This is a genomic window from Arthrobacter agilis, from assembly GCF_030816075.1.
Taxonomy (GTDB): domain Bacteria; phylum Actinomycetota; class Actinomycetes; order Actinomycetales; family Micrococcaceae; genus Arthrobacter_D; species Arthrobacter_D agilis_E.
In genome coordinates, this window is the sequence record NZ_JAUSXO010000001.1 from 1,402,203 (window position 1) to 1,427,951 (window position 25,749).

Annotated in this window: 25 protein-coding genes and 1 pseudogene; 9 read left to right on the top strand and 17 right to left on the bottom strand. The window is 65.2% G+C overall.

All coding sequences use genetic code 11. The features are described 5' to 3' along the window. Nucleotides 1-67: 67 nt before the first annotated feature. Nucleotides 68-1,123 (top strand): hypothetical protein, encoded by a 1,056-nt coding sequence (locus QFZ50_RS06300; protein WP_307082892.1) that lies wholly within the window; start codon nt 68-70, stop codon nt 1,121-1,123. Continuing rightward, on the top strand, nt 1,120-1,503 hold the full coding sequence (locus tag QFZ50_RS06305; RefSeq protein ID WP_307082893.1) for a GntR family transcriptional regulator: 384 nt from the start codon (nt 1,120-1,122) through the stop codon (nt 1,501-1,503). The genes QFZ50_RS06300 and QFZ50_RS06305 overlap by 4 nt, the downstream gene beginning before the upstream one ends. A 10-nt stretch (nt 1,504-1,513) precedes the next feature. Here the strand turns inward: QFZ50_RS06305 and QFZ50_RS06310 are convergent, their stop codons facing one another. The 13 genes from QFZ50_RS06310 to QFZ50_RS06370 all read right to left on the bottom strand — a co-directional run bounded on the left by QFZ50_RS06310 (nt 1,514) and on the right by QFZ50_RS06370 (nt 14,770). Next, the gene (locus tag QFZ50_RS06310) at nt 1,514-2,080 is read right to left on the bottom strand and encodes a GNAT family N-acetyltransferase (protein WP_307082894.1); all 567 of its coding nucleotides are present in this window, start codon (nt 2,078-2,080) and stop codon (nt 1,514-1,516) included. Nucleotides 2,081-2,818: 738 nt separating this feature from the next. After that, nucleotides 2,819-3,433, bottom strand: a complete 615-nt coding sequence (locus QFZ50_RS06315; protein WP_307082895.1) for a recombinase family protein — start codon at nt 3,431-3,433, stop codon at nt 2,819-2,821. A gap of 89 nt (nt 3,434-3,522) precedes the next feature. Next, complete coding sequence (locus QFZ50_RS06320) at nt 3,523-4,743, bottom strand: TniQ family protein (RefSeq protein WP_307082896.1); 1,221 nt, start codon at nt 4,741-4,743, stop codon at nt 3,523-3,525. Beyond that, on the bottom strand, nt 4,740-5,645 hold the full coding sequence (locus tag QFZ50_RS06325; RefSeq protein WP_307082897.1) for a TniB family NTP-binding protein: 906 nt from the start codon (nt 5,643-5,645) through the stop codon (nt 4,740-4,742). The genes QFZ50_RS06320 and QFZ50_RS06325 overlap by 4 nt, the downstream gene beginning before the upstream one ends. Nucleotide 5,646: 1 nt before the next feature. Beyond that, nucleotides 5,647-7,284, bottom strand: coding sequence for a Mu transposase C-terminal domain-containing protein (locus QFZ50_RS06330; RefSeq protein WP_444875955.1), 1,638 nt, complete (start codon nt 7,282-7,284; stop codon nt 5,647-5,649). A gap of 493 nt (nt 7,285-7,777) precedes the next feature. Then, a complete protein-coding gene (locus QFZ50_RS06335) occupies nt 7,778-8,173 on the bottom strand; it encodes a DUF7793 family protein (protein WP_307082899.1) in 396 nt (131 codons plus the stop codon). A 511-nt stretch (nt 8,174-8,684) separates the two neighbouring features. Next, entirely contained in the window at nt 8,685-9,305 is a 621-nt protein-coding gene (locus QFZ50_RS06340; RefSeq protein ID WP_307082900.1) for a DUF1345 domain-containing protein, read from the bottom strand. A gap of 137 nt (nt 9,306-9,442) precedes the next feature. Further along, nucleotides 9,443-10,030 (bottom strand): hypothetical protein, encoded by a 588-nt coding sequence (locus tag QFZ50_RS06345; RefSeq protein WP_307082901.1) that lies wholly within the window; start codon nt 10,028-10,030, stop codon nt 9,443-9,445. A 13-nt stretch (nt 10,031-10,043) separates the two neighbouring features. Continuing rightward, nucleotides 10,044-11,192 carry a zinc-dependent alcohol dehydrogenase gene (locus tag QFZ50_RS06350; protein ID WP_307082902.1) on the bottom strand — a complete coding sequence of 383 codons (1,149 nt, stop codon included), beginning with the start codon at nt 11,190-11,192 and terminating at the stop codon, nt 10,044-10,046. Between the two features lie 42 nt (nt 11,193-11,234). Then, nucleotides 11,235-12,428, bottom strand: a complete 1,194-nt coding sequence (locus tag QFZ50_RS06355) for a zinc-dependent alcohol dehydrogenase (RefSeq protein WP_307082903.1) — start codon at nt 12,426-12,428, stop codon at nt 11,235-11,237. Next, nucleotides 12,425-12,916: a hypothetical protein gene (locus tag QFZ50_RS06360; protein WP_307082904.1), complete on the bottom strand. Its 492-nt coding sequence runs from the start codon at nt 12,914-12,916 to the stop codon at nt 12,425-12,427. Before QFZ50_RS06360 ends, QFZ50_RS06355 begins: the two co-directional genes overlap by 4 nt. Further along, on the bottom strand, nt 12,913-13,482 hold the full coding sequence (locus QFZ50_RS06365) for a type 1 glutamine amidotransferase domain-containing protein (protein ID WP_307082905.1): 570 nt from the start codon (nt 13,480-13,482) through the stop codon (nt 12,913-12,915). The genes QFZ50_RS06360 and QFZ50_RS06365 overlap by 4 nt, the downstream gene beginning before the upstream one ends. Nucleotides 13,483-13,615: 133 nt before the next feature. After that, nucleotides 13,616-14,770 carry a glutathione-independent formaldehyde dehydrogenase gene (locus tag QFZ50_RS06370; protein WP_307082906.1) on the bottom strand — a complete coding sequence of 385 codons (1,155 nt, stop codon included), beginning with the start codon at nt 14,768-14,770 and terminating at the stop codon, nt 13,616-13,618. A gap of 164 nt (nt 14,771-14,934) precedes the next feature. On the opposite strand from QFZ50_RS06370, the gene QFZ50_RS06375 reads away from it, so the two are divergent. The 4 genes from QFZ50_RS06375 to QFZ50_RS06390 all read left to right on the top strand — a co-directional run bounded on the left by QFZ50_RS06375 (nt 14,935) and on the right by QFZ50_RS06390 (nt 19,827). Next, nucleotides 14,935-15,966, top strand: coding sequence for a helix-turn-helix transcriptional regulator (locus QFZ50_RS06375; RefSeq protein WP_307082907.1), 1,032 nt, complete (start codon nt 14,935-14,937; stop codon nt 15,964-15,966). Between the two features lie 460 nt (nt 15,967-16,426). Further along, nucleotides 16,427-18,118 (top strand): FAD-dependent oxidoreductase, encoded by a 1,692-nt coding sequence (locus QFZ50_RS06380; RefSeq protein WP_307082908.1) that lies wholly within the window; start codon nt 16,427-16,429, stop codon nt 18,116-18,118. Further along, nucleotides 18,118-19,503 carry a sensor histidine kinase gene (locus tag QFZ50_RS06385; protein WP_307082909.1) on the top strand — a complete coding sequence of 462 codons (1,386 nt, stop codon included), beginning with the start codon at nt 18,118-18,120 and terminating at the stop codon, nt 19,501-19,503. The genes QFZ50_RS06380 and QFZ50_RS06385 overlap by 1 nt, the downstream gene beginning before the upstream one ends. A gap of 174 nt (nt 19,504-19,677) precedes the next feature. After that, on the top strand, nt 19,678-19,827 hold the full coding sequence (locus QFZ50_RS06390; protein WP_307082910.1) for a hypothetical protein: 150 nt from the start codon (nt 19,678-19,680) through the stop codon (nt 19,825-19,827). Nucleotides 19,828-19,839: 12 nt separating this feature from the next. Here QFZ50_RS06390 and QFZ50_RS06395 read toward each other — a convergent pair whose 3' ends face one another. The 4 genes from QFZ50_RS06395 to QFZ50_RS06410 all read right to left on the bottom strand — a co-directional run bounded on the left by QFZ50_RS06395 (nt 19,840) and on the right by QFZ50_RS06410 (nt 22,535). After that, nucleotides 19,840-20,532: a hypothetical protein gene (locus QFZ50_RS06395; RefSeq protein ID WP_307082911.1), complete on the bottom strand. Its 693-nt coding sequence runs from the start codon at nt 20,530-20,532 to the stop codon at nt 19,840-19,842. Between the two features lie 216 nt (nt 20,533-20,748). Further along, a complete protein-coding gene (locus tag QFZ50_RS06400) occupies nt 20,749-21,501 on the bottom strand; it encodes a DedA family protein (protein WP_307082912.1) in 753 nt (250 codons plus the stop codon). A gap of 166 nt (nt 21,502-21,667) precedes the next feature. Then, nucleotides 21,668-21,994, bottom strand: coding sequence for a DUF1905 domain-containing protein (locus QFZ50_RS06405; protein WP_307082913.1), 327 nt, complete (start codon nt 21,992-21,994; stop codon nt 21,668-21,670). 79 nt (nt 21,995-22,073) lie between these two features. Continuing rightward, a complete protein-coding gene (locus QFZ50_RS06410; protein ID WP_307082914.1) occupies nt 22,074-22,535 on the bottom strand; it encodes a MarR family winged helix-turn-helix transcriptional regulator in 462 nt (153 codons plus the stop codon). 63 nt (nt 22,536-22,598) lie between these two features. On the opposite strand from QFZ50_RS06410, the gene QFZ50_RS06415 reads away from it, so the two are divergent. The 3 genes and pseudogenes from QFZ50_RS06415 (at nt 22,599) to QFZ50_RS06425 (ending at nt 25,736) form a co-directional block, all read left to right on the top strand. Next, the gene (locus QFZ50_RS06415; protein ID WP_307082915.1) at nt 22,599-22,967 is read left to right on the top strand and encodes a VOC family protein; all 369 of its coding nucleotides are present in this window, start codon (nt 22,599-22,601) and stop codon (nt 22,965-22,967) included. A 287-nt stretch (nt 22,968-23,254) separates the two neighbouring features. Continuing rightward, nucleotides 23,255-24,558, top strand: a pseudogene (locus QFZ50_RS06420) (M20/M25/M40 family metallo-hydrolase). An 11-nt stretch (nt 24,559-24,569) separates the two neighbouring features. Beyond that, nucleotides 24,570-25,736, top strand: coding sequence for an acyl-CoA dehydrogenase family protein (locus QFZ50_RS06425; protein ID WP_307082916.1), 1,167 nt, complete (start codon nt 24,570-24,572; stop codon nt 25,734-25,736). Nucleotides 25,737-25,749: the final 13 nt, after the last annotated feature.

Here is a 25,749-nt window from a genome sequence, read left to right on the forward strand (position 1 = left end):
CTTTGTACTACGACCTTGACACATGAGAACCGGATCGGCTTGTATTACCGCAACGATACAAAGGACGGTGGGGGATGTCATGGGATCGATGTCAGTAGTGGTGGCGGTTGTTGTTGCGGTTCTCCTGGCCGCCGGTTTATGGGGACTGATCCGGCAATCAACGGGAAGCATTCGAAGGATGCCGCCACGGGTGGGACCATCCTCTGACAGCAGTCAGGAGCAGGTCATTGCCGTGTTCCGATGTGAGGGCCGGGCCGCCCTGGTGTCACTGATCATCGGGGGCGCGGTCGCGGCAATGTTGGGCCTGATTGGGTCGTGGTGGCCCCGAGGGTACGGGCTGCCCTATGCCCTTGCTGGCAGTGCGGCGGCTGTTTTCGGCCTGCTCACCTACACCCTCTACCCCCGCCCAGCCTGGAGCCCAGGATCTGGGGGGCGAACGGTCGCCGAACTGACGCCGAGGGTGCCGGCGGCGTTCGCCCGGCAGTGGGTGTTCGTCCTGCCTCTGGTGTCCGCGGTCGCGCTCATCCTCGGACTGCTACTGACCGGGCTCTACTCGTCCGCGGACGAGAAAGGCCTGCACCGGGTCTTTCGGCGACGGAGCCTGTCGGGGTGGGGCGTGGAGAACGGGCAGGTCGTGGACGTGCAGTACAACCTCTCGTCCACCGGCCCCTTCCCCGGCTGGTACTACGGGATCCCGGTCATGATCGGCACCATCCTGCTCATCGGCGTTGTGTACTGGTCACTGCGGCGCATCACCCGAGCAGCACGGCCGGCATCACCGGACCTATTCGACACGGACACAACTCTTCGATCACTGCAAACCACCTTCGTCATGGCTGCCTCGAGCGCAGCCCTCGCGTTCCAGGTAGCAGGGCTCGCGGCCATCACCGGCAACGTCCTGCGCATAGCTCACCGCGACTCGATACCCACATCGGATCTCACCGCGGCCGCCGGAACCGTTCCCGTGGAGCCAGGGCACACGTTGGCGCTGGCCCTGAACCTGTCCTCGCTGGTCATCGTCGTCGTCGCCATCGTGTTGCTTATCAAAGCCATCAGCGTCATAACCTGCCTGTGGTCAATGGGCCGCCAAGAAGACCGGCTAACCCCTGAACCAGTGCGATGATCAGCGTCGACACCACCTCGGCGATCTCACCCGTCGAACAGATCCGCTCCCAACTGGCTGCATTGATCCGCGCCGGTCAACTGTCCGCTGACGCGCGCCTGCCGTCGGTGCGGCAGCTCGCCGCCGACCTCCGGGTATCCGCCGGATCGGTCGCGAAGGCCTACAAGGAGCTCGAGAGCGCAGGGCTCATCCGCACAGCCCGCGCAGCAGGAACACGGGTCAATCCCGGCCATGCCACGACGAAACCACTCATCCAAGCAGCTGAGAACCTGGCACACCACGCAATCAACGAAGGCCTCAGCCTCACCGAGGCACAAGGACTACTCGCGCACGCCTGGGCTCAATCACACCCCGCAGCGCCATCGATTACGGAAGCGTAGCCGAGCCGGTTCACGCACGGCGCTGGGATTGCCACTCTTCCCGCAGGAGCGCGTACGAGACCGTATTCACCCACTGTCCGTCGCGCATCGTGTCCTTGAGGAAGTGTCCCTCCAGGCGCATGCCGAGCCGCTCCATACCCCGGCGGGATGGGACGTTCAGCTCGTCCGCCCTCCCGGCGATCCGGTGCAAGCCCATCTGATCGAAGGCGAGCGACAGCACTGCTTGACCGATCTCGACGGCGTAACCCTGTCCCTTCGCATCTGCATGCAGGATCATCCCGATCTCGCCCTGCTGAACATCGTCCGCCGCGAGTCGCAGCAGTACATCACCCATCAGTTGACCGGATACCTTCGATTCAACCCCGAAGTAGCACCGGTCGCCCGGGCCCTGCAGACCGAATCCTGGTGCCCGTTCAGCGAGCCATGCAGGATATTCCCCCAAAGTCATTGGCGGGCGCGAAAGGAACTGGCTCAACCGTGGATCGCCCCGGTAAGTCATCACCGATCGTTCGTCCTCAAGAGTCAACGGCCGCAGGGTGAAACGAGACATTTGCAGAGTCAAGGCAACGGCAGTCATGGATCGACCATATCGAGTACCTCGGCAACCCCCCTGACGGTCAATCCCACACAGACGAAGTCTTCCGAAGATCTTCCCGAGTAGTTGTCTGGCAAAGGATGCTCATGCGGAACACTGTCAATCGACGTGTAGAAGATTTTGGGGCGATTGAGCCTTCTATCTTGCTCGACGTTGCCGCCACTGTTTGTAGGTGTAGGGCAGCATGATTATCACTAGCACCAACAACGCGACGCTGGGAACGAAGGTCCACACGCTTGCGTTGGCGTCGGCTCCATAGGCAGCGAGAAACACGCCAAGGACAGCGAGTACGAGAAACGAGACGTGCATCCACAACATCGCGCGCCACAGTTTTTGATCACTCCGTCGACCGGACGATTCCCAATCCACCATTGCTTCAGCCTAGGGCGTCAACACCCGTTTCGATAGAAAGCGCCCGAGTCGGACGTGGCCCAACGGTGCCACGGAGGGAGCGTCGAGACCTCTCGTGGTTTGTACCCGTCCATCGCGTAAGTGGTGTCCTACGGAAGGGCTCCCAGAACGCCCCGATAGACGGTCCCTCACTGGGACACCACTAGCAGCCCACCTCGGCGCCCCAAAATTGTCGTTTCTCGCGGTCGTCTGCACAGCGTGCCGCGCCGTCCCGGGGGTTGTGCAGGCGAGTATGGGCATCCGGGTTCTCGCACTCGTCTGCACCAGCCGGCGATCCACAGGTTGATGGACACTGCAGCGCACAGAGGGTCACTTCTTCTTGAGCACGCGTTCGCCGTCGGGGCGAATCTCGCCGGTGGGGGAGACGTGTCGGTAGAGCGTTTGGCGGGAGATGCCGAGTTCTTTGCAGAGTTCACCGATGTTCGTATCGGGTTTGCCCATCGAAGCCATGGCGAAGCGCACCTTCCCTGGCGTCATCGTGAAGGGTCGACCACCGACCCGGCCGCGCGCTCGAGCGGAGGCAAGACCGGCGACGGTCCGCTCGGAGATGAGTTCCCGCTCGAACTCCGCGAGGGCGGCGAAGATCCCGAACACGAGTTTGCCCGCTGCGGTGGTGGTGTCGATCGCGGCGCCCTGGCCGGTGAGGACTTTCAGTCCGACACCGCGGGCGGTGAGGTCATGGACCGTGTTGACCAGGTGGTGCAGGTTCCGGCCGAGTCGGTCGAGCTTCCACACAATCAACGTGTCCCCGTCCCGAAGTGCTTTCAGGCAGGAGGTCAGCCCGGGGCGGTCGTCCTTCTTACCTGAGGCGAGGTCCTCATACAACTGGGCCTCACCGACGCCGGCTTCGAGTAGGGCGTCCCGTTGTGGGTCGGTGGTCTGCGATCCGTCGGACTTCGATACGCGCATGTAGCCGACGAGCATCCTGGAACTCCTGTCTCATATACGACCGGTTACGGGACAAGCGGTGCTTCTACTGAAGATGGACCGCTGATTGTCACGTAAGTCTTCACTTATTCTACGGTGCATGAACGGTCTCGATCGGGGTTATGTGACGAGGGGTAGTCGGTGATTCTGAGGTCGGTGAGCAGTTGGCGTGTTTCATGCTCCCTGTTGGGGCGGAGGGATAGGAACTGGTAGAGCTTCTCCGCTTCGGCGGGGTCGCTACGGGCCAACGCGATGACTTCGTTGAGGTTGTCGGCTGTGGCCTTCCAACGGTCGATTGGTTGGGTCGTTGTGCTCGCTGACCGTGTTTCAGGTGTCGGTGTTCTGCCGTCGTTGATCGGGCAATGAGGTTCCGTGCGGAAGAGTGCGCCGTGGACGCCGGCGGATTCGATGCTTCCGTCTTCGAGCATCGCTATGGTGGCTGCGGCCGCTTCGAGGTGCAGTTGCTGTGCTGGCCAGGCGAGGCTTTCAAAGGGACGCCAGGGGAGTTGGCCGCCGCGCGGCGGTTGGTCGATGCTCGCCCAGATTCGGCTCAGGGTATGGCTGTGGCGGCGCGAGTGGATGATGGGCGTGCTGAGCTCGTCGATGATCGTGCGCAGGAGCCGGAACCAGATGCCGGCGTGGACCGGTCGGCGCGGTAGTTGGACGATGCCGTCTGTCAGCGCGTCATGTGTGCGCTGATCCATTAGTTGAACGGCCGGTGGCGCGGGCCGCGGTTCCGCCTCGTCATCAACCCAGAGGATGCGGGTGTCGACGCTGCGATGAATGACGTCGAGATAGCAGCCGTGCCGCCGGCACGTGAGTGTGATCGGTAGGTAATGCAAAAGCGTCAGACCGGGAACGGGATGCGGTTCTGTGGCGCAGGCCCGGCATGCCCGATAAAGAGGTGCGCGAGGAAGCCAGGCTCGCCACCTGTGGGTTGGTGGTGAGGGCCGATCCGGGCAAGCGATGAGTACCTGGTGCTGACGCGTGTAAGTCGTGAATGCATCGGGGTCATCGGACGGTTCGAGGGTGTCCAGCAGCCATGGCATATGCCCGGCAACTGTCATCCGGTGTAGCTCGCCGCGGTGAAAGCCTGTGCGTTCCTGCAACGCGATGAGTAGCGGGACGGGCGGGTCGATGTCGATGTCGGTGCTGTCGAAGATGTCGAGGGTGTAGTTGCCGAGGTTGTTGGCGAGTAGCTCCTCGAGCCCGATGTGGTGGGCGGCAGCGATGCGGGTCAACCATGATGAGAGTGCTTCGCCGTCGGACGGCGGCGGGTGCAGCGGCCACCGCAGTGGGGCAGTCATGCGAGTTCGCGTTCGAACAAACGTCGCCGTTCGGTTGGCCCGCTGTACGGGGCGAGCAGCAAGGTGGTGCGGTTGATGCATTCCTCTCCGGAGTCCAGTGCCGCGATGGCGGCGTCGGTGAGCAATCGGCTCAGTTCACCGATCGTGCCTTCACTTCGGGTGAGAAGGTAGGTCGCCATCTCCACTCCGGCGATGTCCGAGGGCCGGCGCAGCGGGAAGGACGCGGCGAAGCTGGCCAGGAGGGACCTGGTGTCGGTGTCGACGTCCCATCGGGGCAGGGTGAGCGGTTCGAACCGGTTCTCGAGCTGATCGTCCGAGCGGATGGCGAGGTACGCATCCCGGGTGCCGACGCCGACGAGGGGGATTCGTAACTCATTGCCGAGGAACCTCAGCAGGTTCAGGAACTCCCGGCGAACGGGCACGGTCCCGGAGAGGACATTGTGCAGCTCATCAATGACCAGGACCCGCACCCCGACCGCGCGCAGCAGCTCGAGTGCGACCTGCTCCAGCTCCGCCAGGCGTTGCCTCGGTCGTAGCGGTGCTCCCATCGCAGCGAGAAGCGCGACATAGAAGCGGATCACCGTCGGATCCGAGGGCATCTGTATGACCAGGACCGGGATCTGCTCCCGCTCCGGAAGCGAAACCTGCGGGTGAGTGCGCCGGAACTTCTCGATGATCATCGACTTGCCGTTGTTCGTCGGACCAAGCAGCAGCAGGTTTGGCATCCGTTGCTTCGACGGCCACTCGAACAACGCCTCCAATCGGGCCAGCGCAGTGGTAGCCCGGGTGTAGCCGATCCACCGATCCGCCCGCACATGTGCGACTCTCTCCGCGACAGGGAGCACCGCGAGCCGCTGCGCTGCCGGTGTCAGATGAGACAGGTCGACCAGGTCATCGTCCATCTCACCACTCCTCGATCTCCGCATACGGGGTCACGACCCCGCCCTGGTCACTCGACACAGTCGGCGGACTCGAGTCCGTGCGCTGCGCGACCGGAATATCTGTCCGTCGTTGAACAGTGCGGCGCGCCCGTTTCGTCGACGCGGCAGCCGCATTGATGACCTCTCGCATCTGCCCGATGGTGCGGAACAAGGATTCCTCGTCGACTTCCTGGCGACCGGCAGCGCGCATCTGAGTGATCGCGGCCCGCTGCTCCCACACGGACACCGGAGGACGGGACATCCGCCGGTACGGCACCATGACATAGGTACCGCCGTCCGGGTCCAGTACCCAAATGCGGCTGATGTCCCGGGGGTCCCGCCGGATCACGAACCGACCCAGCTTCTCCCTCGTCGCGATCCAGGGCTTCAGCACGTCAGAGAAATACTGGATGTGGTCGATCGTGAACCCCGCGCGCGTCACCGTGCGCCGGATCACCGGAAGGAAATCGATCAGGAACGCAGCCGCATACGTCACCGTCACCGGCTCCCCACTGACTCCGACACCCGCCTTCCATCTGCCCGACGGCGTTTGCCCGAGCCCCCGGTGGACCTGCCCGTGATAGGCCCCCACGGCCAGGGCGAACCACCGCTCGAGTTCCTGCAGTGTCAGCGTCGCCCTCTTCTCGGAGTCATAGGAACCACGCTCACGCGGATTCGAGAAGGTAGTCCCCGGGAGGTCGTGAACGGACTGCATCATGGTGCCGATCACTCGCTCAACAATGCCGCCGTAGTGCGGTTGGCCCGGCGGGCGGTATCGGAGCTTCACCCCATGCTGCTCGCACCCCCGCTTCAACGCCTCGCTGTGGAACTCGGTCGCGTTGTCCAGGTACAGCTCGACAGGTTTACCGGTCATCGGCCACACCACCGACGCACCGACCCGCTCCAGCCACGCCCGCTTGTCCGTCACCATGTGCGCCAGACACAATCCGACCGACAGGGCGGACGGCGCCTCGAGGGTCACCACCAGACCCACGAGGCAGCGACTGAACACGTCAATCGCGACAGTCACATAGGGGCGACCGATTGGAAGACGGTGACGCTCATCGACCACGATGAGATCCACGACGGTGTGATCGATCTGCACCTGATCCAATGGACGCTGTACCGGCGGAACCCGGCCCGCAGCCGATAGGCGCGACCGCCCCGCATCAGGGCCCTGCCTCCGCGTGACCCGTTCAACCGGATCCAACTGCGCGATCCTGCGTTCGACCGTCGTACGCGACGGCAACGGCAACCCCTGAGCACGGCACACCGCAATGATGTCCCTGTGGACGGCCGCGACCGATCGCTTCTGCCGGGTCAGGAACCCCTTCCGGATTGCGGCGATGACAATCGCTTCGACAGCGTCGGGTAGGCGAGTACGGCCGCGGCCGCCGCTCGATCGTGCGGGCAGTAGACCCGAGACAAGGCCTCCACCCTCACGCCACCGGTTCAGGAGCACATACACCTGCCGATACGACACACCCAACGCTGCAGCCGCGTCATCTACCTGGCTACGACCAACACGGGGAAGAGCTGCAAGCGGGCCGATGACAGCAGCCGCCCGGACCGCCTGGCTCCACGCTTCATCGCTCGCGGTCAGAAGACCGCGCTCATCCACAGATCCTTGTACCTCATCCATCACCGACCCCATCGTCGAAGTAGTGATGACGGTAATGCAGACGCCCCTCGAGCAGCCAGACCCTTACTCCGTGAGCTTGGATGACCGTGAGCAGGCACGCTCACGATCGGCTCACCGACGGCACATCAAGTGGCAAAAAAGGCCCACTCGCTACCTAGCGAAACTACTCCGTAAGAGGATCCCCTAAAGACCATCCTTCGCGGAGGTGCTGAAGGGGGACCGCCAATCTCGGTTCAGGCGAACACGAACAGGGTTTATGTGCTGCCCTCTACGCAGGGTGGTCCTGAATCAGGCCGTCCTAGTGGTCCGCACTCGCATTGACATAGTCAGCGACGCCAATCCGCGCTCACGGCTCCCCAGCGCGACGACCGATTTGAACATCGTTCTGTGCCGGGGATGCGCCTACGTGCCACCTCCGAAGGCGATTCGCGTTGCTACGGTTGGAATGTGACAGCCTCGATAACGATCGGCCTCACCCTATGACCGGATACCCGCAACTGAGCCCGGGCGGGCGTAGGCCGACTTCAGATGGCGTGGGGTATCCGGTCAGCCAGTTCAGGGCTTCGTTCCGGTGGGGGAAGTAGTGGCTTGGGTAGGGCGGGTAATGGACCCCGGTGAAGTGATCTGCGATTGTCTTGTCGACGGGGGACGGACCCACCAGGGCCAGCGCCGCGATGTTCAGTTCCTTCGCGAAGTGGTTCAGGGCTTTCCTGCTCAGGGTCACCATGTCGTTGAGTTCGACGAGCATTGGCGGACGGGTACTCCTGCAGATCGCCTCAGCATGCTCGATGAAGGCGACTGCATTTGCCTCAGTAACGCTCGTGCCCTTGGCCCAATCGACGGACAGGATCCCGTTTCGCAGTTCCATCGTGAACGGGGCCCGAGGTTCTATAGGAGTGCCTGGCTTATTGCTGCACACAATCTCTCACTTCCTCTTTGAAGCTCGTGTACGACCGTCTGATGATCCTGGGGTATGCCGACTGTACCTATACGCGTAAGGCTTTTACGCATCAGGCGGGTGATTGGCTGGCCGTGTCAGGGCTTCGTGTTCGTCGTAGAGGAGTCGGTCTCATGGTCGGGCTGCTGCACGGGCGTGGCCATGATGCGATCCACTGGCGCCTGTCCGAGCATCGCCGCGGCATGCACCATTTCCTGGGGAACAGATTTCGGCCCCGCGTACAAGCCGCACTTTTGGCGCGACACTTGCGCTGAGCCCGGTATCCAGGCCCACAAAACCCGCTTCCAATCGCCTGCGGGCCAAGGGAAGATCGAGCGCTTCCACCGCACCCTCGCCTATGGCTGGTCACTTTCTAGCAGATGCGGCTCGGAATCAGCCGCCCAAGGGTCTGCACAGTGCGGGCAGCCACGCCACGTCGCGGTCAACTGGATTGGCCGAGGCTGGTGACGAGGTTGATCGCCACTGCGACCACGAAGGTGCCGAAGAAGTAGGACAGCAGGGCGTGCCCCAAACCAATCCTGCGCGATGGTGTGGATGACTCGGTCACATTGCTCGCGCTGTAGGCCATGCCGATCGAGAATGCGGTGAAGGCGAAGTCGCTGTAGGAGGGGTCCTCGTTCTGGTCGAAACTGAAGTGATGGTGGTTGTCGTGGTAGTACATGCGGGCGTATTTGAACGCGTAGACGGTGTTAATCAGAGCCCAGGCGATCACGACGCCGAGGGCGGCCAGGATCGCAGCGGCCACGCCGATGGGGTCCTTCTGCTGGCTGCGGAGCAATGCGAAGACGACGGCGACGAGACTGACGAAGGTCGCACTGATGATGAGGGAGTCCAGGAGCCGGCGGGCCCGACCTTCCTGGAGGGCGAGTTTACGCGTGTCATCCGGACCCGCGGGCCAGGCCTTGGCCCAGGCCCAGGCCAGGAAGACGCCGCCGGCAACAGCCCATCCGATCAAGGGCGCGAGTTCGGGAGCACCGAGTAACACCGGAATGAGTGCGACAAGGAGGCCGATGACGGCCGAGATCAGGGCCTTGCGATTCATGTGCGCCATCTCAAGGGGTTCCCTCCAGCCTTGATTGACCGCGAAGGGGTCCGATCGTCCGCCGCGCGGGTGTGAGCGGATTTCAATCGCTCCCGTATGTGCCATTGGCCACCTGGCCTGCCCCGCGGGAACAGGTGTCAGGTTGCTTTGTGCTTTCGCAGGGTCTTGAGCGCGCCGACTAGGAGTGCGCCGCCCGCCAGTGCCCATGGGGCGCCGACGATCAGGGGGTCCATCCACTGATGGCTCAGGTCGGTCCGCTTTTTCCCGAAGCGGGAGCCGATTCCATGGTGGGAGAACTCGCTGAGGACCCCGGTTTCTGTCACGGGATTGTCCGGGCGCAGGGTGGCGAACGAGCGCAGGTGGTTTTCCCATGCGTCCACCCGGTCGCCCGCGATGAGCAGCAGCCAGTGTGCGGCCCGGCCCTCGCTGTATTTGTAGGCGTACTTCCGGATAGCCCCCGACGCGCCCCTGGGAGGGGTGGACGTTCCGAAGACGGGTGTCAGGAAAGCGTGCTCGACGGACCGCTCGCGCGGCCACTTCTCGGGTTGGCGCTCGGGGAAGTCCCAGCGCGCACCGGTGTCGATGCCGGGCTGCTCGCGGGGGTAGGAGGGCCTGTCGGCCGGGTCGACGTCCACCCCCCATCCCGGGATTCGCGCCCGCAAGCCCTCTATCGGCTCTTTGAGCGCGGGCTTGTCGGCGGTGTAAGGCGTCGGTATTGCGGCCATGGTGCTCTTCCTTTCAGTCTGCGGCGGAAACGATGAGGGGCTTGATGCAGTCATCGAGCTTCGCGGAGAAGATGTGGTATCCCTCCGCGATGTGTTCCAGCGGGATGCGGTGCGTCACAATATCGCTGGGCTTCAGGTACCCGTTCCTGATGTGTTCGAACAATCGCGGCCATTGCCTCTTGACCGGGCACTGGTTCATTCGAAGTGTCAGCCCCTTATTCATGGCATCGCCGAATTTCACGGCGCTGAATATGGGCCCGTACGCGCCTACTACGGATACCGTGCCGCCTTTGCGGACGGTGTCGATGGCCCAGTTCAGGGCCACGGGCGAGCCGCCCTGCAATTTCAGTTTCGCGGAGGTGACGTGCTGAAGGAAGTTGCCGTCGGCCTCGGCGCCGACGGCGTCAATGACGACGTCGGCGCCCAGGTAGTCCGTTGCTTTCTTCATCTCCACCACGATGTCGCCGTACTCGGCGAAGTTGTACGTTTCCGCGTGGGCGAAGCTGCGGGCCTTCTCAAGGCGGTACTCCAGATGGTCGATGACGATCACCCGTCCGGCCCCCATCAGCCAGGCGGACTTGGCGGCGAACAGGCCGACCGGCCCGGCGCCGAACACCACCACGGTGTCGCCTTCCACGATGTCGCCCAGTTGGGCGCCGAAGTAGCCTGTCGGCAGCGCATCGGTGAGAAGGACTGCGTCCTCTTCGTCCATCCAGTCGGGAATCTTCGAAGGACCGACGTCGGCGAACGGGACGCGCACGAACTCAGCCTGGCCCCCGTCGTACCCGCCCGTGGTATGGGAATAGCCGTAGATGCCGCCCACTGCCGTCGCGTTCGGATTCACGTTGTGGCAGTTCGAGTACAGGCCGCGGGAGCAGAAGTAGCAGGACCCGCAGTAGACGTTGAACGGCACCATCACACGGTCACCCGGGGCGAGGTTCTGCACGGACGAACCCACGTCGTGGACCACCCCCACGAACTCGTGACCGAACGTCATGCCCACCCGCGTGTCCGGCATCATGCCGTGGTAGAGGTGCAGGTCGGATCCGCAGATCGCCGCCCTCGTCACCCGGACGATCGCATCGTTAGGATGCTCGATCCTCGGGATGTCCTTCTCCTCGACCCGGACCTTATAGGGTCCGCGATACACCATCGCTCGCATCAGTACCACCTCCGGGGAATTGCTGGTTCCTGCACTGGAAAATCATGTCGCGGAGCTGACTGCCCCGTTGGGCTGGAAAACGGCGCGGACGCAGCCGTCCTGCTTGTTCTTGAACATCTCGTAGCCGTGCGGACCCTGGTCCAACGGCATCACGTGGGTGGCGAGGTGTTCGGTGCTGAGTTCGCCATCGGCGATGTGCTGCAGAATCTGCGGGATGTAGCGGTGGCCGTGCTGTTGCGCCCCGCGCACGGTCATGGCCTTGTTCATGACCGCGCCTAACGGGAACTTGTCGACAAACCCGCCGAAAACACCGAGGACGAACAAGCTCCCGCCTTTGCGGCAGGCGTAGATTGCTTCGCGTAGCGCGGTGGGCCGATCGGACTGCAGCCGTAACTGCTGCTTCACCTGGTCGTACAGGTACTGGGGTCCGGTGCCATGCGCTTCCATGCCGACCGCTTCGATGACGACGTCCGGGCCGCGGCCGCCAGTGCGCTCTTTCAGCTCGGCGACGACGCTGTCCTCGGTGTAGTCCAGGGTGTCGGCGCCGATGTGCTGGCGTACCTGCTGGAGGCGTTCGGGAAGCCTATCGATGACGATCACTTGCTCGGCGCCCATTAGCATCGCGCCGCGGGCAGCCATCTGACCGACTCCGCCGGCGCCCCAGACTGCGACGGTGTCGCCCGGGGTGATGCCGGCGCCGTCGGCGCCGGTCCAGCCGGTAGGGGCGGCGTCGGAGGCGAACAGCGCCGCCAGATCGGACACCCCGCTAGGGACGGTGAACGCACCTTGGTCGGCGTAGGGGACCCGTACGTATTCGGCGTGGCTGCCAGCAAACCCGCCCAGCATGTGACTGTAGGCGAAGCACCCGCCGATCGCGCTGCCCCACATCCCCTCGGTCAACGCCGGGTTGGGGTTGCCGTTGTCGCACAGTGAGAACAGCTCCTGTGAGCAGTACCAGCACTGTCCGCACGCGATGAACGAGCAGACCGTGACCCGGTCCCCAATCGTGTGGTTGCGGACGGCCTTGCCGACTTCGACAACCTCGCCCATGAACTCGTGACCGAGCACATCCCCGGCGCGCATCGCCGGAATGTAGCCGCCAAGCAGGTGCAGGTCCGAGCCGCAGGTCGTGGTCAACCGCACTTTGACGATAATGTCGCGGTCGTTGAGGATGGTCGGATCGTCCACCGTCTCGACGGCGGTCTTGTTGATTCCAGTCCAGCACAAAGCTTTCACAGCACTCCCTCCCCGGGCGCACGATCGGTGGCTAAGTCGACGAGTTTGCCCGTCGGGGTCGGCGGGCGGTGCCCGTGCGAGGCCGGGTCCACGCGCAGAACCTCGCCTACCTCGATCAGTTGCTTGGCTTCGCGCAGAGCCGCGCGGACCCGCTGGCGTGGGTCGTCACCGGAGAGCTTGGCGGCCACGGATGCGGCCCCGGTCGGCTCCGGGTTGCGGAACCGGGCACGCAGCTCGCTGCCTTTGCCGCCCGGTGCAGGCCGCACCTCTACCTCGACCAGGTTCCCGAGCTCGGCCAGCGGTGCGGGGAGGCGGCCCTCGGGCATGATGTCCGAGGTGCTGCGGTTGATGGTGACCGCCCGCCACCGTGAGCGCGGTTCAGCCGCCTCGCGTTCCTTTCCGGCCTGCCGACGTTGAAGCTCTCGGATGAGCACGAGTGCGCCGGTCCCGACCGCCAACGCCGGTACCACGCTGGTGCGGCGAGTCACCGGGCATCCTTCGCGGCGGCTCCGACACGGGCCAATGCCCTGACGATCGCGTCGCAGAACGCGGGCAGGTCATCAGGGGACCTGCTGGTGATGAGATTGCCGTCGATGGCGACCTCTTCATCGACCACGGTGGCGCCGGCGTTGCGTAGATCGGTGCGGATGCTGGGGAACGACGTGAGGGTCCGGCCCGCCACGACGCCCGCCTCTAGGAGTGTCCACGGACCGTGACAAATCGAGGCGACTGGTTTGCCGGAAGCCATGAAGTCCCGCACGAAGTCGACCGCTGCCTGGTCGACCCGCAGCTTGTCGGGGTTGACTGTTCCGCCCGGCAGCAGCAGTGCGTCGTAGTCTTCGACCGCCGCCGAACGGACCAGTGCGTCGACGTCGAACGTGCCGGCCGCGTCGAGGTCGTTGTTGCGTGCCTGGATCTGACCGTCGTGCAGCGAGAGCAGTTCGGTGACCGCGCCGGCCCGGTCGAGCGCCTGCCGGGGTTGTTCCAGTTCCACGCGTTCCACGCCGTCTGCGGCCAAGATCGCAACCCGCTTGCCGTTCAGTTCGTTCGCCATGATTTCTCCGTTGTATCGAGGGGGACGGCCGCAGCTGCGTGCCACCGGAAGATGCAGGCGCCATCAGGGCGCCGCAACGGGATGTACATCCAGGCGCTACCCGCGCGTCAGCACCGCGACGCGAACCTGCCGCTCAAGCAGTGGACGAAGCCGGCTTGAGCACGACCTTGGTCCATCCGTCGTTGCGCTCATCGAAGTTCTGGTAGGCGTCGGGCGCCTGCTCGAGGGACAGGTTGTGGGACACGATCCAAGAAGGCGTCGCCTTACCAGCGGCGATCAGGTCCCGCAGTCGTCTGTTGTACTTCTTGACCGGGCACTGCCCGCTGCCGAGAGTCTGGCCCTTGAACCAGTGCAGACCGTAGTCGAAGGCGATTTCCCCCTGCTTCGCCAAGTCATCCGGGCCGCCCGGATCCTGCGGCACAAACACACCCACCGAACCGATGCCCCCGGTGAACCGCACCGACTTCACCAGATTGTTCAGCGTCATGTTCGGATGCTCCGTGCCCTGCGGGTCGTGCGCCTGATACCCCACACACTCACACCCGCGGTCGGCGCCCAGGCCCATCGTCTGGTCAAGGACGAACTCGACGGGGTCCGTCTTGGAGTCGTCGATCGCGATCGCGCCGATCTCCTCAGCGAGCCGCAGCCGGTCCGGGTGGCGGTCGACGACCATCACCTTGGCGGCGCCCTTGATCGTCGCGGACAGCGCCGCCATCAGCCCCACCGGACCCGCCCCGTAAATCACCACAGAGTCGCCGGGAATCACTCCGGCCAACTCGGTGGCGTGGTAGCCGGTGGGGAAGATGTCGGCCACCATCACGTAGTCGTTCTCCTTCTCCACCGAGTCCTCGCCGAGCCGCAGGCAGTTGTGGTCGCCGTACGGCACACGCAACAACTCCGCCTGGCCACCCTGCCACGGACCCATGTCGGCGAACCCGTACGCCGCCCCAGCCATTTTCGGATCCGGCTGGGTAGTGAGGCAGTAGTTGGTGAAACCTCGCTCGCAGTTCTTGCAGAACCCGCAGGAAATGTTGAAGGGAAGCACCACCCGCTCGCCCACTTTAACCTTGTCCACGCCGCCGCCGACCTCGATGACCTCACCGAGGTTCTCGTGCCCGAAGGTACGACCGGTCTCGAAGTCGGTGCGCCCCTCGTACATGTGCAAATCGGAGCCGCAAATATTGGTGGCCGTAATACGCACCAACACATCCGTCGGCCGTTCGATCCTCGCGTCAGGGACCTCTCTCACGCTCACCTGCCGCGGTCCGTCATATACAAGTGCTTTCATTTTCTACTCCTCTCCAAATTCTCCTTCGGCATCCGGGGGCCCGCACTACGATTTGGGTAGGTACCGCGGCCTCTAAACGCCAGTCAACTCCCAACCCGCACCGCGGCACATCGGTAGAATGACCGACACGGCCCAGCTGGCGCGGCGGCAGAGATGGTGGCGCTATGCACGGATCAGCAGACGCGGCAGGACGCATCGCCGTCGAGGTGTCCCAGATCGCGGCGACACCCGACAGCCCGGCCCAACGCGCTGCGGCGCTGCTCGCGCCGCTGCACCGGCTGCTGCCGTTCGACGGGGCATGGCTGGCGCTGCGCGACGAAGACAGCGGTGGACACCGATCGCTGGTCAGTAGCGGGTGGGACCGGAACACCGCCGCCTACCTGGACGGGCCGGTCCTGGTCGAGGAGATCGAGCAGCTCGGGATGACCCGCTCCCACACCCCGCTTCGCGTCACGGACTTCCCGTTACCGGCGAGCGAGCTACGGTCCTGGGCCGAGTGTCTCCTGCCCGCCGGTTTCCGCGAAGGCCTGGGTATGTGCCTGTTCGCCGAAGATGGCCGGCACCTCGGGTTCCTGGGCCTGTTCACCGGCAGTCCCACCATCCCGTCGCGCGCTGCACGAGACCAGCTCGCCGCCCTCGGGCCGGCACTGGGCCGGGCCATCGACCCCCTGCAGTCGGCCGCAGCAGCCGCTCAGGTGGTGCACGGCGCGACCGCCGGCGTGATCCTCACTCGGTCACGAGAGGTTCAAGCCTTGCCCGGGCTGCCCGATCATGCCGCGTTGCGCCACGGCTCACCGGTACTGGCCACTGCCCGCGAAGTGCTCGACAATCCGCAGACATCCTTCCTGCTTCCCGCGCCTGTAGAGCCCAGCGGCTACCTGCGCGTGACCTGTTTGGATGCGCCCGATAACGCTCCGCACTACCTAACCGCGATCGTTGTGCTCTCACCGTGCCGCGACGTGGGCGGGCTGACCAACCGCGAACTCGAAATCCTCGGGCTGGTCATCGCCGGTTACCACAACGCCCAAGCCGCCCAACACCTCACCGTCACCCAACGCACCATCGCCACCCACATCGAACACATCCTCACCAAGCTTGACGCCGGTTCCCGCACGCTCGCCGCCGTCCGCGCCCAACGACGCGGGTTGTACATCCCACCCGCACTCCTGGCGCACCCAACCAACGAATCGCCATAACCCAAAGAAAGCCCGAAGCGCCGCACCACCCCGCTGGCTCATGAACCACGCCGCCGTCCAGTGAGGGGGTCGCTCTGCGCCCGTGCAGACGACTTTGGGAAGTAGTGCAGGCGACTTCGAGAAACGACAGCTGACCTACTCGCGCTTGATTAGTGCGATTCCCGTAAGCCCCGCCCGAGAAAATGCCCGGTGATGGTGCCCTAACCGGGACACCTCCAGGCACGTTAACTGCCGTCTCGACACGACGTGGCAGAAGCGATCTTTTGAGTACGGCTTGGTTGTGGCATTCCACCGTGTCCCGCTACCGAAGGATCGGAAGCGACGTGCGTGAAGCCAGGACCCCAGCCCGCCGATTACCTCCGGACTGTGACAGGTATAGGTTCACCAACGCGTTCGGTGGACCCGTAGACTCGGCGACCTGCTCTGGCTAGGCTTCACGCTAGGTCTCCCGAGCAGATGGGTGACGCCGCATGGCTGTAACCATGAAAATCCAGTCCTGACGAAGCCGAACATTCTGACGGTCGACGATGACCCGCAGGTGTCCGCGGCGGTTGCCCGCGACCTTCGTAATAGATATGGGTCCGAATTCAGGATTCTCCGTGCCACCTCCGGCGCCGAAGCCATGGAAGTCCTGGCGAAGCTGGCACTGCGGGACCAGGGAATTGCACTGATCGCGTCGGATCAAAGGATGCCTCAGATGACGGGGATCGAGTTGATGGAGCGCGCGCGGCTACATGCTCCAGGGGCGAAGCTCCTTCTTCTCACGGCCTACGCGGACACCGATGTCGCGATCAAGGCGATCAACGACATCGGGCTTGATCACTACCTGCTCAAACCGTGGGATCCGCCCGCTGAGCGGTTGTACCCGGTGGTGGATGACCTGCTCGATGACTGGCGTCGGGCTAATCCCGATCACACCTCCGATGTAAGGGTTGTCGGCGCCCGCTGGTCGGACCGTAGCCACGAGATCAAGACATTCCTGGCCCGCAATCATGTGCCCTACCGCTGGCATGACATTGAAAGGGACGCTGAGGCGGTGCGTCTGCTGGATCTTGCGGGAGCGAGCACGGCGGATATGCCGTTGGTCGTCCTGACCGATGGTTCGGCGCTCTCTTCTCCCTCGACCTTTGATCTGGCTTCCGCCCTGGGTCTGCGCACGGTCGCTGAGCGGCCTCTCTACGATGTCTGCATCGTAGGAGGTGGGCCGGCGGGTATGGCCGCGGCCGTTTACGCAGCGTCTGAGGGGCTCAGCACCGTCGTCGTCGAGCGCGAGGCACCGGGCGGGCAGGCAGGCCAGAGCGCCGCAATTGAGAACTATCTCGGTTTCCCGAAGGGCCTGAGCGGCTCCGATCTGACGCAGCGTGCAATGGCACAGGTGTCACGCTTCGGCGCGGAAGTGGTCCTCGCGAACGACGTCGTGGGCTTCGAATCGCGCGGGCAGGTACGGGCGGTGCTTTTGGGCTCCGGGGAATTGGAGGCACGGGCACTCATCATTGCCACCGGTGTCTCCTACCGGAGGTTGGAGGCTGACGGGATCGATACTTTCAGCGGTCGGGGGATCTACTACGGCGCCAACGCCAGCGAGGCCAACCAGTGCGCGGGTGAGGATGTCTACATCGTCGGAGCCGCCAACTCGGCCGGCCAGGCCGCGATCAACTTCTCGCGTTTTGCAAAGCGGGTGGTACTCCTCGTGCGGTCAGGCACGCTCGAGACCACGATGTCCCAGTACCTCGTGCAGCGAATTCTCGCTTCACCGGTGATAGAAGTCCGCTACCGGAGCGAGGTCGTAGCCGCCCGCGGAGACGGACACCTCGAATCCCTGGAGCTCTCCGACCGGGACACCGGACTGACCGAGGAGGTGGCGGCCAGCTGGCTCTTCATCTTCATCGGTGCTTCGCCTCGAACCGATTGGCTGGGTGAGGAGATTGTCCGTGACAAGTTCGGTTTCATCGTCACCGGGCACGATCTGGCGAATCCCGGTAATCCCATGCCGTGGCCACTGACACGCGCACCTTTCGCACTGGAGACGAGCGTGCCTGGTGTCTTTGCCGCGGGTGATGTCCGGCTCGACTCGATGAAACGAGTGGCTTCAGCGGTGGGTGAGGGCGCGATGGCTGTCTATCTCGTGCACCGCTACCTGGGGACAGTCTGATGCACGCGCGTGAACTCCGGGGGATCGCCCTTTTCAAGGGCCTCAGCGACCAACAGCTCGAGGACCTTGTCGACACGGGTACCGAGGTGCTCATCGAACCAGGCGTCACCCTCTGGGACGAGGGCGAACCAGCGGACTTCTGGTGGGTACTCGTCGACGGCGCCCTTCAGCTGCTTCGTCACATCGGACGTGAAGACACCGTCGTCGGGACGATGGATGTGCCGGGACGATGGGCCGGCGGCTTCCGTGCCTGGGATGACAGCAGTGTCTATCTGGCGACAGGGCGGGGAAGCGAGAAAGGATGGCTACTCCGGGTCCCAGCCACGGACCTGCGAAGGCTGTACGCCGAGTGGTTCCCTTTTGGCGTGCACTTCATCGAGGGCCTGTACGGGACGGTACGCCGGGTCGAATCAACCATTCGACAGCGAGAGGCGCTGGCGACGCTCGGCACGCTCTCGGCCGGCCTGGCCCACGAGATCAACAACCCGGCCGCGGCGGCAAGCCGCGCGGTGGATGCCCTGGAGGACGCTTCACAGATGCTGCTCGGGTCGGTGGGCCGCCTTTCCCGCACGGGCATCACTCCTGCCCAGTTCGCCGGGCTGGAGGCTCTGCGCGCAGACTTCACGGCGACGGCGTCAATTCCGGACACTCTCGCGCTTGCAGATCTGGAGGACCTCCTGACCGATTGGCTGTCCGAGCGGAACGTCGAACGGGATTGGATCATCGGCCCGACACTCGCCGCTGCCGGCGCGGACCTGGAATGGTGCAACCGTGTCGAGGCGTTATTCAACGGGCCCGCGCTGGATCCGGCGCTGGAGTGGGTGACAGCGGCCCTATCCATGGAAAAGCTGCTCTCCGAAGTGAGGGAGTCGACACGGCGGGTCTCCGAGCTCGTCGCAGCAGTGAAGTCCTATTCACAGATGGACAGGGGATCCCGCCAGAACACCGATGTTGTTGAAGGCCTCGAAAGCACGCTTGTCATGCTCGGGCACAAGCTTCGCGGCGGGGTGGAGATAGTGCGCGAGTACAGCGACAACCTCCCCTCCATCGATGCCTACCCGGGCGAGTTGAACCAGGTGTGGACCAATCTCATCGACAACGCAGTGGACGCAATGAATGGCGTAGGCACCCTGAGCGTAGGCACCCTCAGCGACGGAGCCACCGTGACGGTGGAAATAGGTGACACTGGTCCGGGCCTTGCACCACCGGTCGCGAAACGGGCTTTCGAGGCGTTCTACACGACGAAGGATGTCGGTAAAGGGACCGGGCTTGGTTTGGATATCGCTCGAAGAATCGTTGTGGAGCGGCACGGCGGGACGATCGACCTCGAATCCGTTCCCGGCAGGACGGTGTTCCGGGTCTGCCTCCCACTCGCCCAGGCTTGACGCTCAACGCCAGAAGCTCATCATCGGTGATCTGTCCGCCTTCGGGCTGCCCACTCCTGACGAAGGGCCGTTCACGTAACTGCGGTGGACCGGATTGTTGCTGCCACAGGGTACGCACCAGATCTTGGGGTTCTCCTCGGCCACCTGGGCGTCCTCGACGACAGAGGTGGACCTGTGACCTCCGGGTTCCAGGCCACGCATCGGGGGCTCTACTTCATCGGGTTCGAGAACGTTCCCGGTCAGCTCATCTTCTGCACGGCGGCGGCCCGACATCTCGCCAAATCCATCTCCGCCGCTGCACTGGCGGAACAGCGGTCGGCCTAGGCTGCCAGGCAGTCACTCCTGTGCTGGAAGCGGCGCAGCTCGCGCTGCGGAGTCCTGGACGAAGGCGGTTCGCGCAATCCACGCTCCGGCTCCTGCGATCAGCAGCGCGCCGAGCGATTGCGTGGGAAGGCTTGCACCTGTGGTCGCCAGTCCCAGCACGACCCCCAGGACATAGAAGACGAGTGCGGAGGAAATCCACAGGGCGCCGGCTGCCTTGGGAAGAGTGCCTGAACGCCAGACTGCAACGCCGAGGAGCAGATTGCCCACAAGGGCTAGCAGGAGGCCCAGTAGAAATACAGGTGTCAGAGCATCCGGGAATTCCACCTGCATGACATCTGGCATCCCGGACAGGTATGCCCGTCCAAGGGCAGGTGTCGCGAATGTGGAGATCACTGCGGGGACCATCAGGAGTGCATGGCCCAGGACGGTCAGGACCATGGCGGCCAGTGCCGATCGGCCCGATCTTCCGGAGGCGAGATAGCAGCCCAAGGCGAAGATACCGAAGATGGCCAGTATGGTGCCGCCGGTGCTGCCGATGAGGTGACTGGTGAAATAGGCGGAGGAGCTGACGAACTGTGCCCATGCCTCGGGATCGGTGGTTTGGTCGGGCTGGGCCTCGAACGACGACCACGCGGTGAGCAGGCCGTAGACGGGCAGAGCTACCAGGCCGGCTTTGACCCAGGTGATGCTTGGTCGGGATTGCATGGGGACGTCCTTACTTCCGCTGTGCCGGTGGTTCTGAGCCTGCGGCGGTCACATCGACGATGCTGGGCCGCCCTCAGCCAGTAGCGTGTGACGACGATACGCCGTGGGGTGCCGCAGCGCGATAGCCCCTGCGGTGGACATCTGCGGGACCCGGGCGAGTCACTGCGTCAACAGCGCGGGGGAGTGCCTGGAAGACGCTGCCCGAAGCCTTGTTCCTCAGGCGGCGGCGTCGGGATGCGTTGACCCGGGGTCGTCCTGCGTCTGGGGGCGGTTCCGCCGATGCCGGCCTTGCAACGCTGTTCGTACGAGCGGGATGGTGATCGCGAGCAGGATCAGCGAGAGGCTCACCGCAGAGGCGTACCGGTCGACGATGAGCACCACATCGACTGCCCCCTGCCCGACGGCGAAACCGAGCCCGGCCACTACGACTGTCAGCACGAGGGCACCGAGTGCGTCGATGAGCAGGAACGTCATCAGCCGCATGCCGCTCAGACCCGCGATCGCGAACACGATCGCGGAAGGAATCCCCGGCAGCCAGGCGAGCGCCACCGCCGTCCGGACGATCGCCGGATGGGCTCGCCGGGCTCGCAGCGACCACCGCGCCGCCTGCTGCGGCGCGGAGATCATCCGCAGCATGCCCTCGCCCCACCGTCGGCCCGCCCACCACAGGATCCAGTCGAACTTGAGCATCCCGACGACACCGGCGACGATCACCGCCCACAGGGGGAGGGTCCCCACACGCGCGAAGGCGGCCGCGACCCCGACGGCGAACAGGTCACCGGTCAGCACCTCGAGCGCGAGCGGGTTGCGGGCGATGAGGAACGGCAGCAGCGGCCGTGTGGCCAGGCCCAGGGCGATGACGGCCAGGACCGAGACGATCACGACGTGGTCGGCAGCCGAGGCGCGGCCCTCCCACGGCGCCCAGCGGCGCCACGACGGACCCTGATCCTCGGCCTCGACCGACCCCACGACGCTCCCTCCCGGATCGAACTCGATCCGAGAAGCGTACCCATGCCCTCGGGAGCGGTACATGATCGCGTCGGGTCGGCGCCTCAAGGAGTGGATGCCGTGCGTCCGCTCCTCGCAGGGTGTAGAGGAATACCCTGGTCCGTCGAAACCCGCCGAAGCTCATGCGTCACATCGTCGAACCGGTCCCGTTGGCGGCCCGACCGCCGCGTGGAACGACCTGCAGTGCTACCGCCACCGATAGTCCTTCAATGATTCGCTCCCGCTGGCGGACCGTCTTCTTGACGGGCAGCACGAACCCGCCCTCGCGGGGCAGCAGCGAGGTCTCCCAGTCGGTCCCTCCGATGCGCACGGACACCGGGACGACACCCCAGCCGTAGGTCGCCCGCCTGGCCTCGACGCGAACACACTCGCACACGTCCTCGGGCAGCATGAGCCAGTAGAACGGAGCCGGGCCCCGCCACTCGAACAACTCGGCGCTGAAGATCTGGTCCATATCGGCCAGCGTGGCGGGCCCGTGCCGAAGCGTCAACCCTGTTCCGCGGCCGGTCGGTCTTCGGATCGGTGGCGTTCGGTCAGTGCTCGGACGGACCCTCGTTGTCGTCGTGCAGGGAACGGATCATGCTCTGCAGGACCCTGTAGGCGTCGTCCTGCTCCTGCGGCGTCATGCCCCTCAGCATCCTGACCTCGACGGACCGGACAGCGGCGGTGGCTTTCTCGAGGCTCTGCCGGCCGCGCGGCGTGAGCTGCGTCGGAAGGACCTTGCCGACGCGTGCCTCCGCCGGCCGGGTGACGTGCCCGTCCCGTTCCAGGGCCTGCAGCAGCACGTTCATGGACTGCCGTGTGACGAACGCTCCGCGCGCCAGTTCCGAATTGGACAGGCCCGGGCGCTGGGCGAGCAGTTCCAGGCAGGAGTAGTGCGTCACCGTCATCCCGAGCGGGCGCAGGACGTCCTCCATGGAGGCGCGAAGGGCGCTGGATGCCTCTTTGAGCAGGTACCCCAGTGACGTCTCCAGGTGGATTCCATCTTGACCCATGTCAGTATTCTGACATACGATTGTTATGTCAGATAACTGACATAAATAGAAGGAAGCGACACGATGCCCGCTACAGGCCCTGATTTCATCTCCCTCCAGGTGCGCGATCTCGACGCGTCACAGCAGTTCTACGAGCAGTACCTCGGCCTCGTGCGTTCCCAGGCCGGCCCGCCTCACGCCGTCGTCTTCGAGACGGCCCCGATCGCGTTCGCACTCCGGGACATTGTTCCTGGCACGGATCTCGCTTCCGTTGATCAGCCCGGCATCGGCGCCGCCATCTGGCTCCACGCCACCGACGTCCAGGCCATCCACGATGCCCTCGTCTCCGACGGCCACACGATCGATGCGGCTCCCATCGACGGCCCCTTCGGCCGTACCTTCACCTTCTCCGATCCCGACGGCTACCGGATCACCCTCCACGATCGGGCGTGAGGTACGGCCCATCGTCGCAGGAGCAGTGACCACGAACCGGCGACCGCCGCCTGGCGTGCCGTGGGAGGGCGGTCGGGAAGGACCGGCCTCTGTCGACGCGACGCCGGTCGCCCGGTCGACCCGTCGACACGCGGGAGGATCACCCGCCGGCTGCAGGCTGTGACAGTACGGAGCGGTGCCCGCGTGCGCGGTAGCCGCTCCGCCCGGACGCGGCACGCGGGCCGGAACCGGGCGTGCGGGGCGCGAACCTCAGTAGGCTGGAGGGCAACCGCTATCAGGAGGACCACGTGGGCATCTCACCCGAAGATGAAGTTGTCAGGATCTGCCAGGAACTGATCCGGATCGATACCTCGAACTACGGGGACAACGTGGGGCCGGGGGAGCGGAAGGCCGCCGAGTACACCGCGGGTCTCATCGAGGAGGTGGGGCTGTCCACGCAGCTCTTCGAGTCCGCGCCCGGACGTACGTCCGTCGTCGCCCGCATGGAAGGCTCGGACCCGTCGCTGCCCGCACTCGTGGTCCACGGCCACCTCGACGTGGTGCCGGCGCAGAAGGAGGACTGGACGGTCGATCCGTTCGGCGGCGAGGAGAAGGACGGTCTGATCTGGGGCCGGGGCGCCGTCGACATGAAGGACATGGACGCCATGATCCTGTCCGTCCTGCGGTCCATGCAGCGGGACGGCGTCAAGCCGCGGCGTGATCTGATCTTCGGGTTCTTCGCCGACGAGGAGGCGGGTGGGGCCTACGGTGCGTCCTGGCTCGTCGACAACAAGCCGGAGGTCTTCGAGGGAGCAACCGAGGCCATCTCCGAGGTCGGAGAGGGTTCTCGGCGACCATCGGCGGGCAGCGGACGTACCTCCTGCAGACCGCGGAGAAGGGCATCTCCTGGCTCCGTCTCGTGGCGCACGGTCGTGCCGGCCACGGCTCGCAGATCAACACCGACAACGCGGTGACCGCTCTCGCCCGCGCGGTCACGCGCATCGGCGACTACTCCTGGCCCATCGAACTCACGCCCACCACACGCCAGTTCCTCGACGGCGTCACCGAGCTCACCGGGGTGGAGTTCGACCCCGAGAACCCCGACATCATCCTCAAGGAACTGGGCACGGTGGCGCGCTTCGTCGGGGCGACGCTGCAGAACACCGCGAACCCGACGGTCCTGAAGAGCGGGTACAAGCACAACGTCATCCCCGGCACCGCCGAGGCACTCATCGATGTGCGCACACTGCCCGGCCAGCAGGACCAGGTCCTGGACATCATCCGCGGACTCGCCGGCGAGGGAGTGGACGTGAGCTACGAGCACAAGGACACCTCGCTCGAGGTGCCCTTCGCCGGGAACCTGGTGGACTCGATGATCGACGCCCTGCACGCGGAGGATCCCGGCGCGAAGGTGCTGCCCTACACGCTCTCGGGCGGCACCGACAACAAGTCGCTCAGCCGGCTGGGCATTACCGGGTACGGCTTCGCGCCCCTCCAGCTGCCCGAGGAGCTCGACTTCACGGGTATGTTCCACGGCGTCGACGAACGCGTCCCGGCGGACTCGCTGCGGTTCGGCGCGAAGGTGCTCTCCCGCCTGCTGACCGCCTACTGAGCGGGCAGGCCATGACAGCGTCGACCCCGGAAACGCGCGGACCCCTGTCCGCGGAGCTGCTCGAACGCTTCCGGGGGCGCGCCGCCGGGTACGACGCGGCCAACACCTTCTTCACCGAGGATTTCGCCGACCTCCAGGCCGCCGGCTACCTCCGCCTCCTGGTCGATACCCCGCCCGGCGATGCCGGCGGCATGGCGGGCGCGGCGGCGGCCCAGCGCCGGCTGGCCGCTGCGGCCCCCGCCACGGCGCTCGGGATCAACATGCACCTGGTCTGGACGGCGGTCGCAGGTCTGCTCGCCGACCGGGGAGACGCGTCGCTCGCCTCCGTCCTCGACGAGGCGGGACGAGGCGAGGTGTTCGCCTTCGGGGTTTCAGAACCAGGCAACGACGCCGTCCTGTTCGACTCGCTCACGCGAGTGGACCGCCTGCCCGACGGCGGGTTCGGCTTCACCGGCACGAAGGTCTTCACCAGCCTCTCCCCGGTGTGGACGCGCCTCGGGATCTTCGGCAAGCTCGCGGGGCGCGACGGCGACGACATGATCCTCCACGCCTTCGTGCCCCGCGGAACCCCCGGGGTGGAGGTCGTGGAGGACTGGAACCCGCTCGGGATGCGCGCCACGCAGTCCCACACCACACGGCTCTCCGGAGTGCGCGTCCCGGCCGACGCCGTGTTCCGGCGCACCCCGGTGGGGCCGAACGCCGATCTCCTGGTGTTCGGGATCTTCGCGGCGTTCGAGAGCCTCATCGCCGCGGTCTACCTCGGGATCGCCGACCGGGCGCTCGATCTCTCGGCGCAGGCCCTGGCGCGGCGTCGGAGCATGGTCGCCGACCGTCCGCTCGCCGACGATCCGGTCCTCCGGAACTCACTCGCCGCTGCCGCGATGCAGCGGACAGCGGCCGAGGCGCAGCTGCGTGCCGTGGTCCAGGACCTCGATGCCCGGACAGACGCCGGGTCGCAGTGGTTCGCCCGCCTCGTGACCCTCAAGACCCACGCGGTGGACGCGGCGGTCGCCGCGACCACGACGGCACTGCACGTGGGCGGCGGATCAGGCTTCTCGGCGTCGTCCGAAGCGGTGCGGCTGCACCGTGACGCCCTCGCCGGGCAGTTCCACCCCTCCACCCAGGAGTCGGCCCGGGCGACGGTGGCCACGGCGCTCCTCGGCCCGCCGTCCACCTGAGGCGGGCGACAGC

Bases quoted from the DNA above. Each gene is read 5' to 3' on its own strand.
- QFZ50_RS06305 (WP_307082893.1), top strand. From the start codon at position 1,120: ATGATCAGCGTCGACACCACCTCGGCGATCTCACCCGTCGAACAGATC.
- QFZ50_RS06310 (WP_307082894.1), bottom strand. From the start codon at position 2,080: ATGACTGCCGTTGCCTTGACTCTGCAAATGTCTCGTTTCACCCTGCGG.
- QFZ50_RS06315 (WP_307082895.1), bottom strand. From the start codon at position 3,433: ATGCTCGTCGGCTACATGCGCGTATCGAAGTCCGACGGATCGCAGACC.
- QFZ50_RS06320 (WP_307082896.1), bottom strand. From the start codon at position 4,743: ATGACTGCCCCACTGCGGTGGCCGCTGCACCCGCCGCCGTCCGACGGC.
- QFZ50_RS06325 (WP_307082897.1), bottom strand. From the start codon at position 5,645: ATGGACGATGACCTGGTCGACCTGTCTCATCTGACACCGGCAGCGCAG.
- QFZ50_RS06335 (WP_307082899.1), bottom strand. From the start codon at position 8,173: ATGGAACTGCGAAACGGGATCCTGTCCGTCGATTGGGCCAAGGGCACG.
- QFZ50_RS06340 (WP_307082900.1), bottom strand. From the start codon at position 9,305: ATGAATCGCAAGGCCCTGATCTCGGCCGTCATCGGCCTCCTTGTCGCA.
- QFZ50_RS06345 (WP_307082901.1), bottom strand. From the start codon at position 10,030: ATGGCCGCAATACCGACGCCTTACACCGCCGACAAGCCCGCGCTCAAA.
- QFZ50_RS06350 (WP_307082902.1), bottom strand. From the start codon at position 11,192: ATGCGAGCGATGGTGTATCGCGGACCCTATAAGGTCCGGGTCGAGGAG.
- QFZ50_RS06365 (WP_307082905.1), bottom strand. From the start codon at position 13,482: ATGGCGAACGAACTGAACGGCAAGCGGGTTGCGATCTTGGCCGCAGAC.
- QFZ50_RS06370 (WP_307082906.1), bottom strand. From the start codon at position 14,770: ATGAAAGCACTTGTATATGACGGACCGCGGCAGGTGAGCGTGAGAGAG.
- QFZ50_RS06375 (WP_307082907.1), top strand. From the start codon at position 14,935: ATGCACGGATCAGCAGACGCGGCAGGACGCATCGCCGTCGAGGTGTCC.
- QFZ50_RS06385 (WP_307082909.1), top strand. From the start codon at position 18,118: ATGCACGCGCGTGAACTCCGGGGGATCGCCCTTTTCAAGGGCCTCAGC.
- QFZ50_RS06395 (WP_307082911.1), bottom strand. From the start codon at position 20,532: ATGCAATCCCGACCAAGCATCACCTGGGTCAAAGCCGGCCTGGTAGCT.
- QFZ50_RS06405 (WP_307082913.1), bottom strand. From the start codon at position 21,994: ATGGACCAGATCTTCAGCGCCGAGTTGTTCGAGTGGCGGGGCCCGGCT.
- QFZ50_RS06410 (WP_307082914.1), bottom strand. From the start codon at position 22,535: ATGGGTCAAGATGGAATCCACCTGGAGACGTCACTGGGGTACCTGCTC.
- QFZ50_RS06415 (WP_307082915.1), top strand. From the start codon at position 22,599: ATGCCCGCTACAGGCCCTGATTTCATCTCCCTCCAGGTGCGCGATCTC.
- QFZ50_RS06425 (WP_307082916.1), top strand. From the start codon at position 24,570: ATGACAGCGTCGACCCCGGAAACGCGCGGACCCCTGTCCGCGGAGCTG.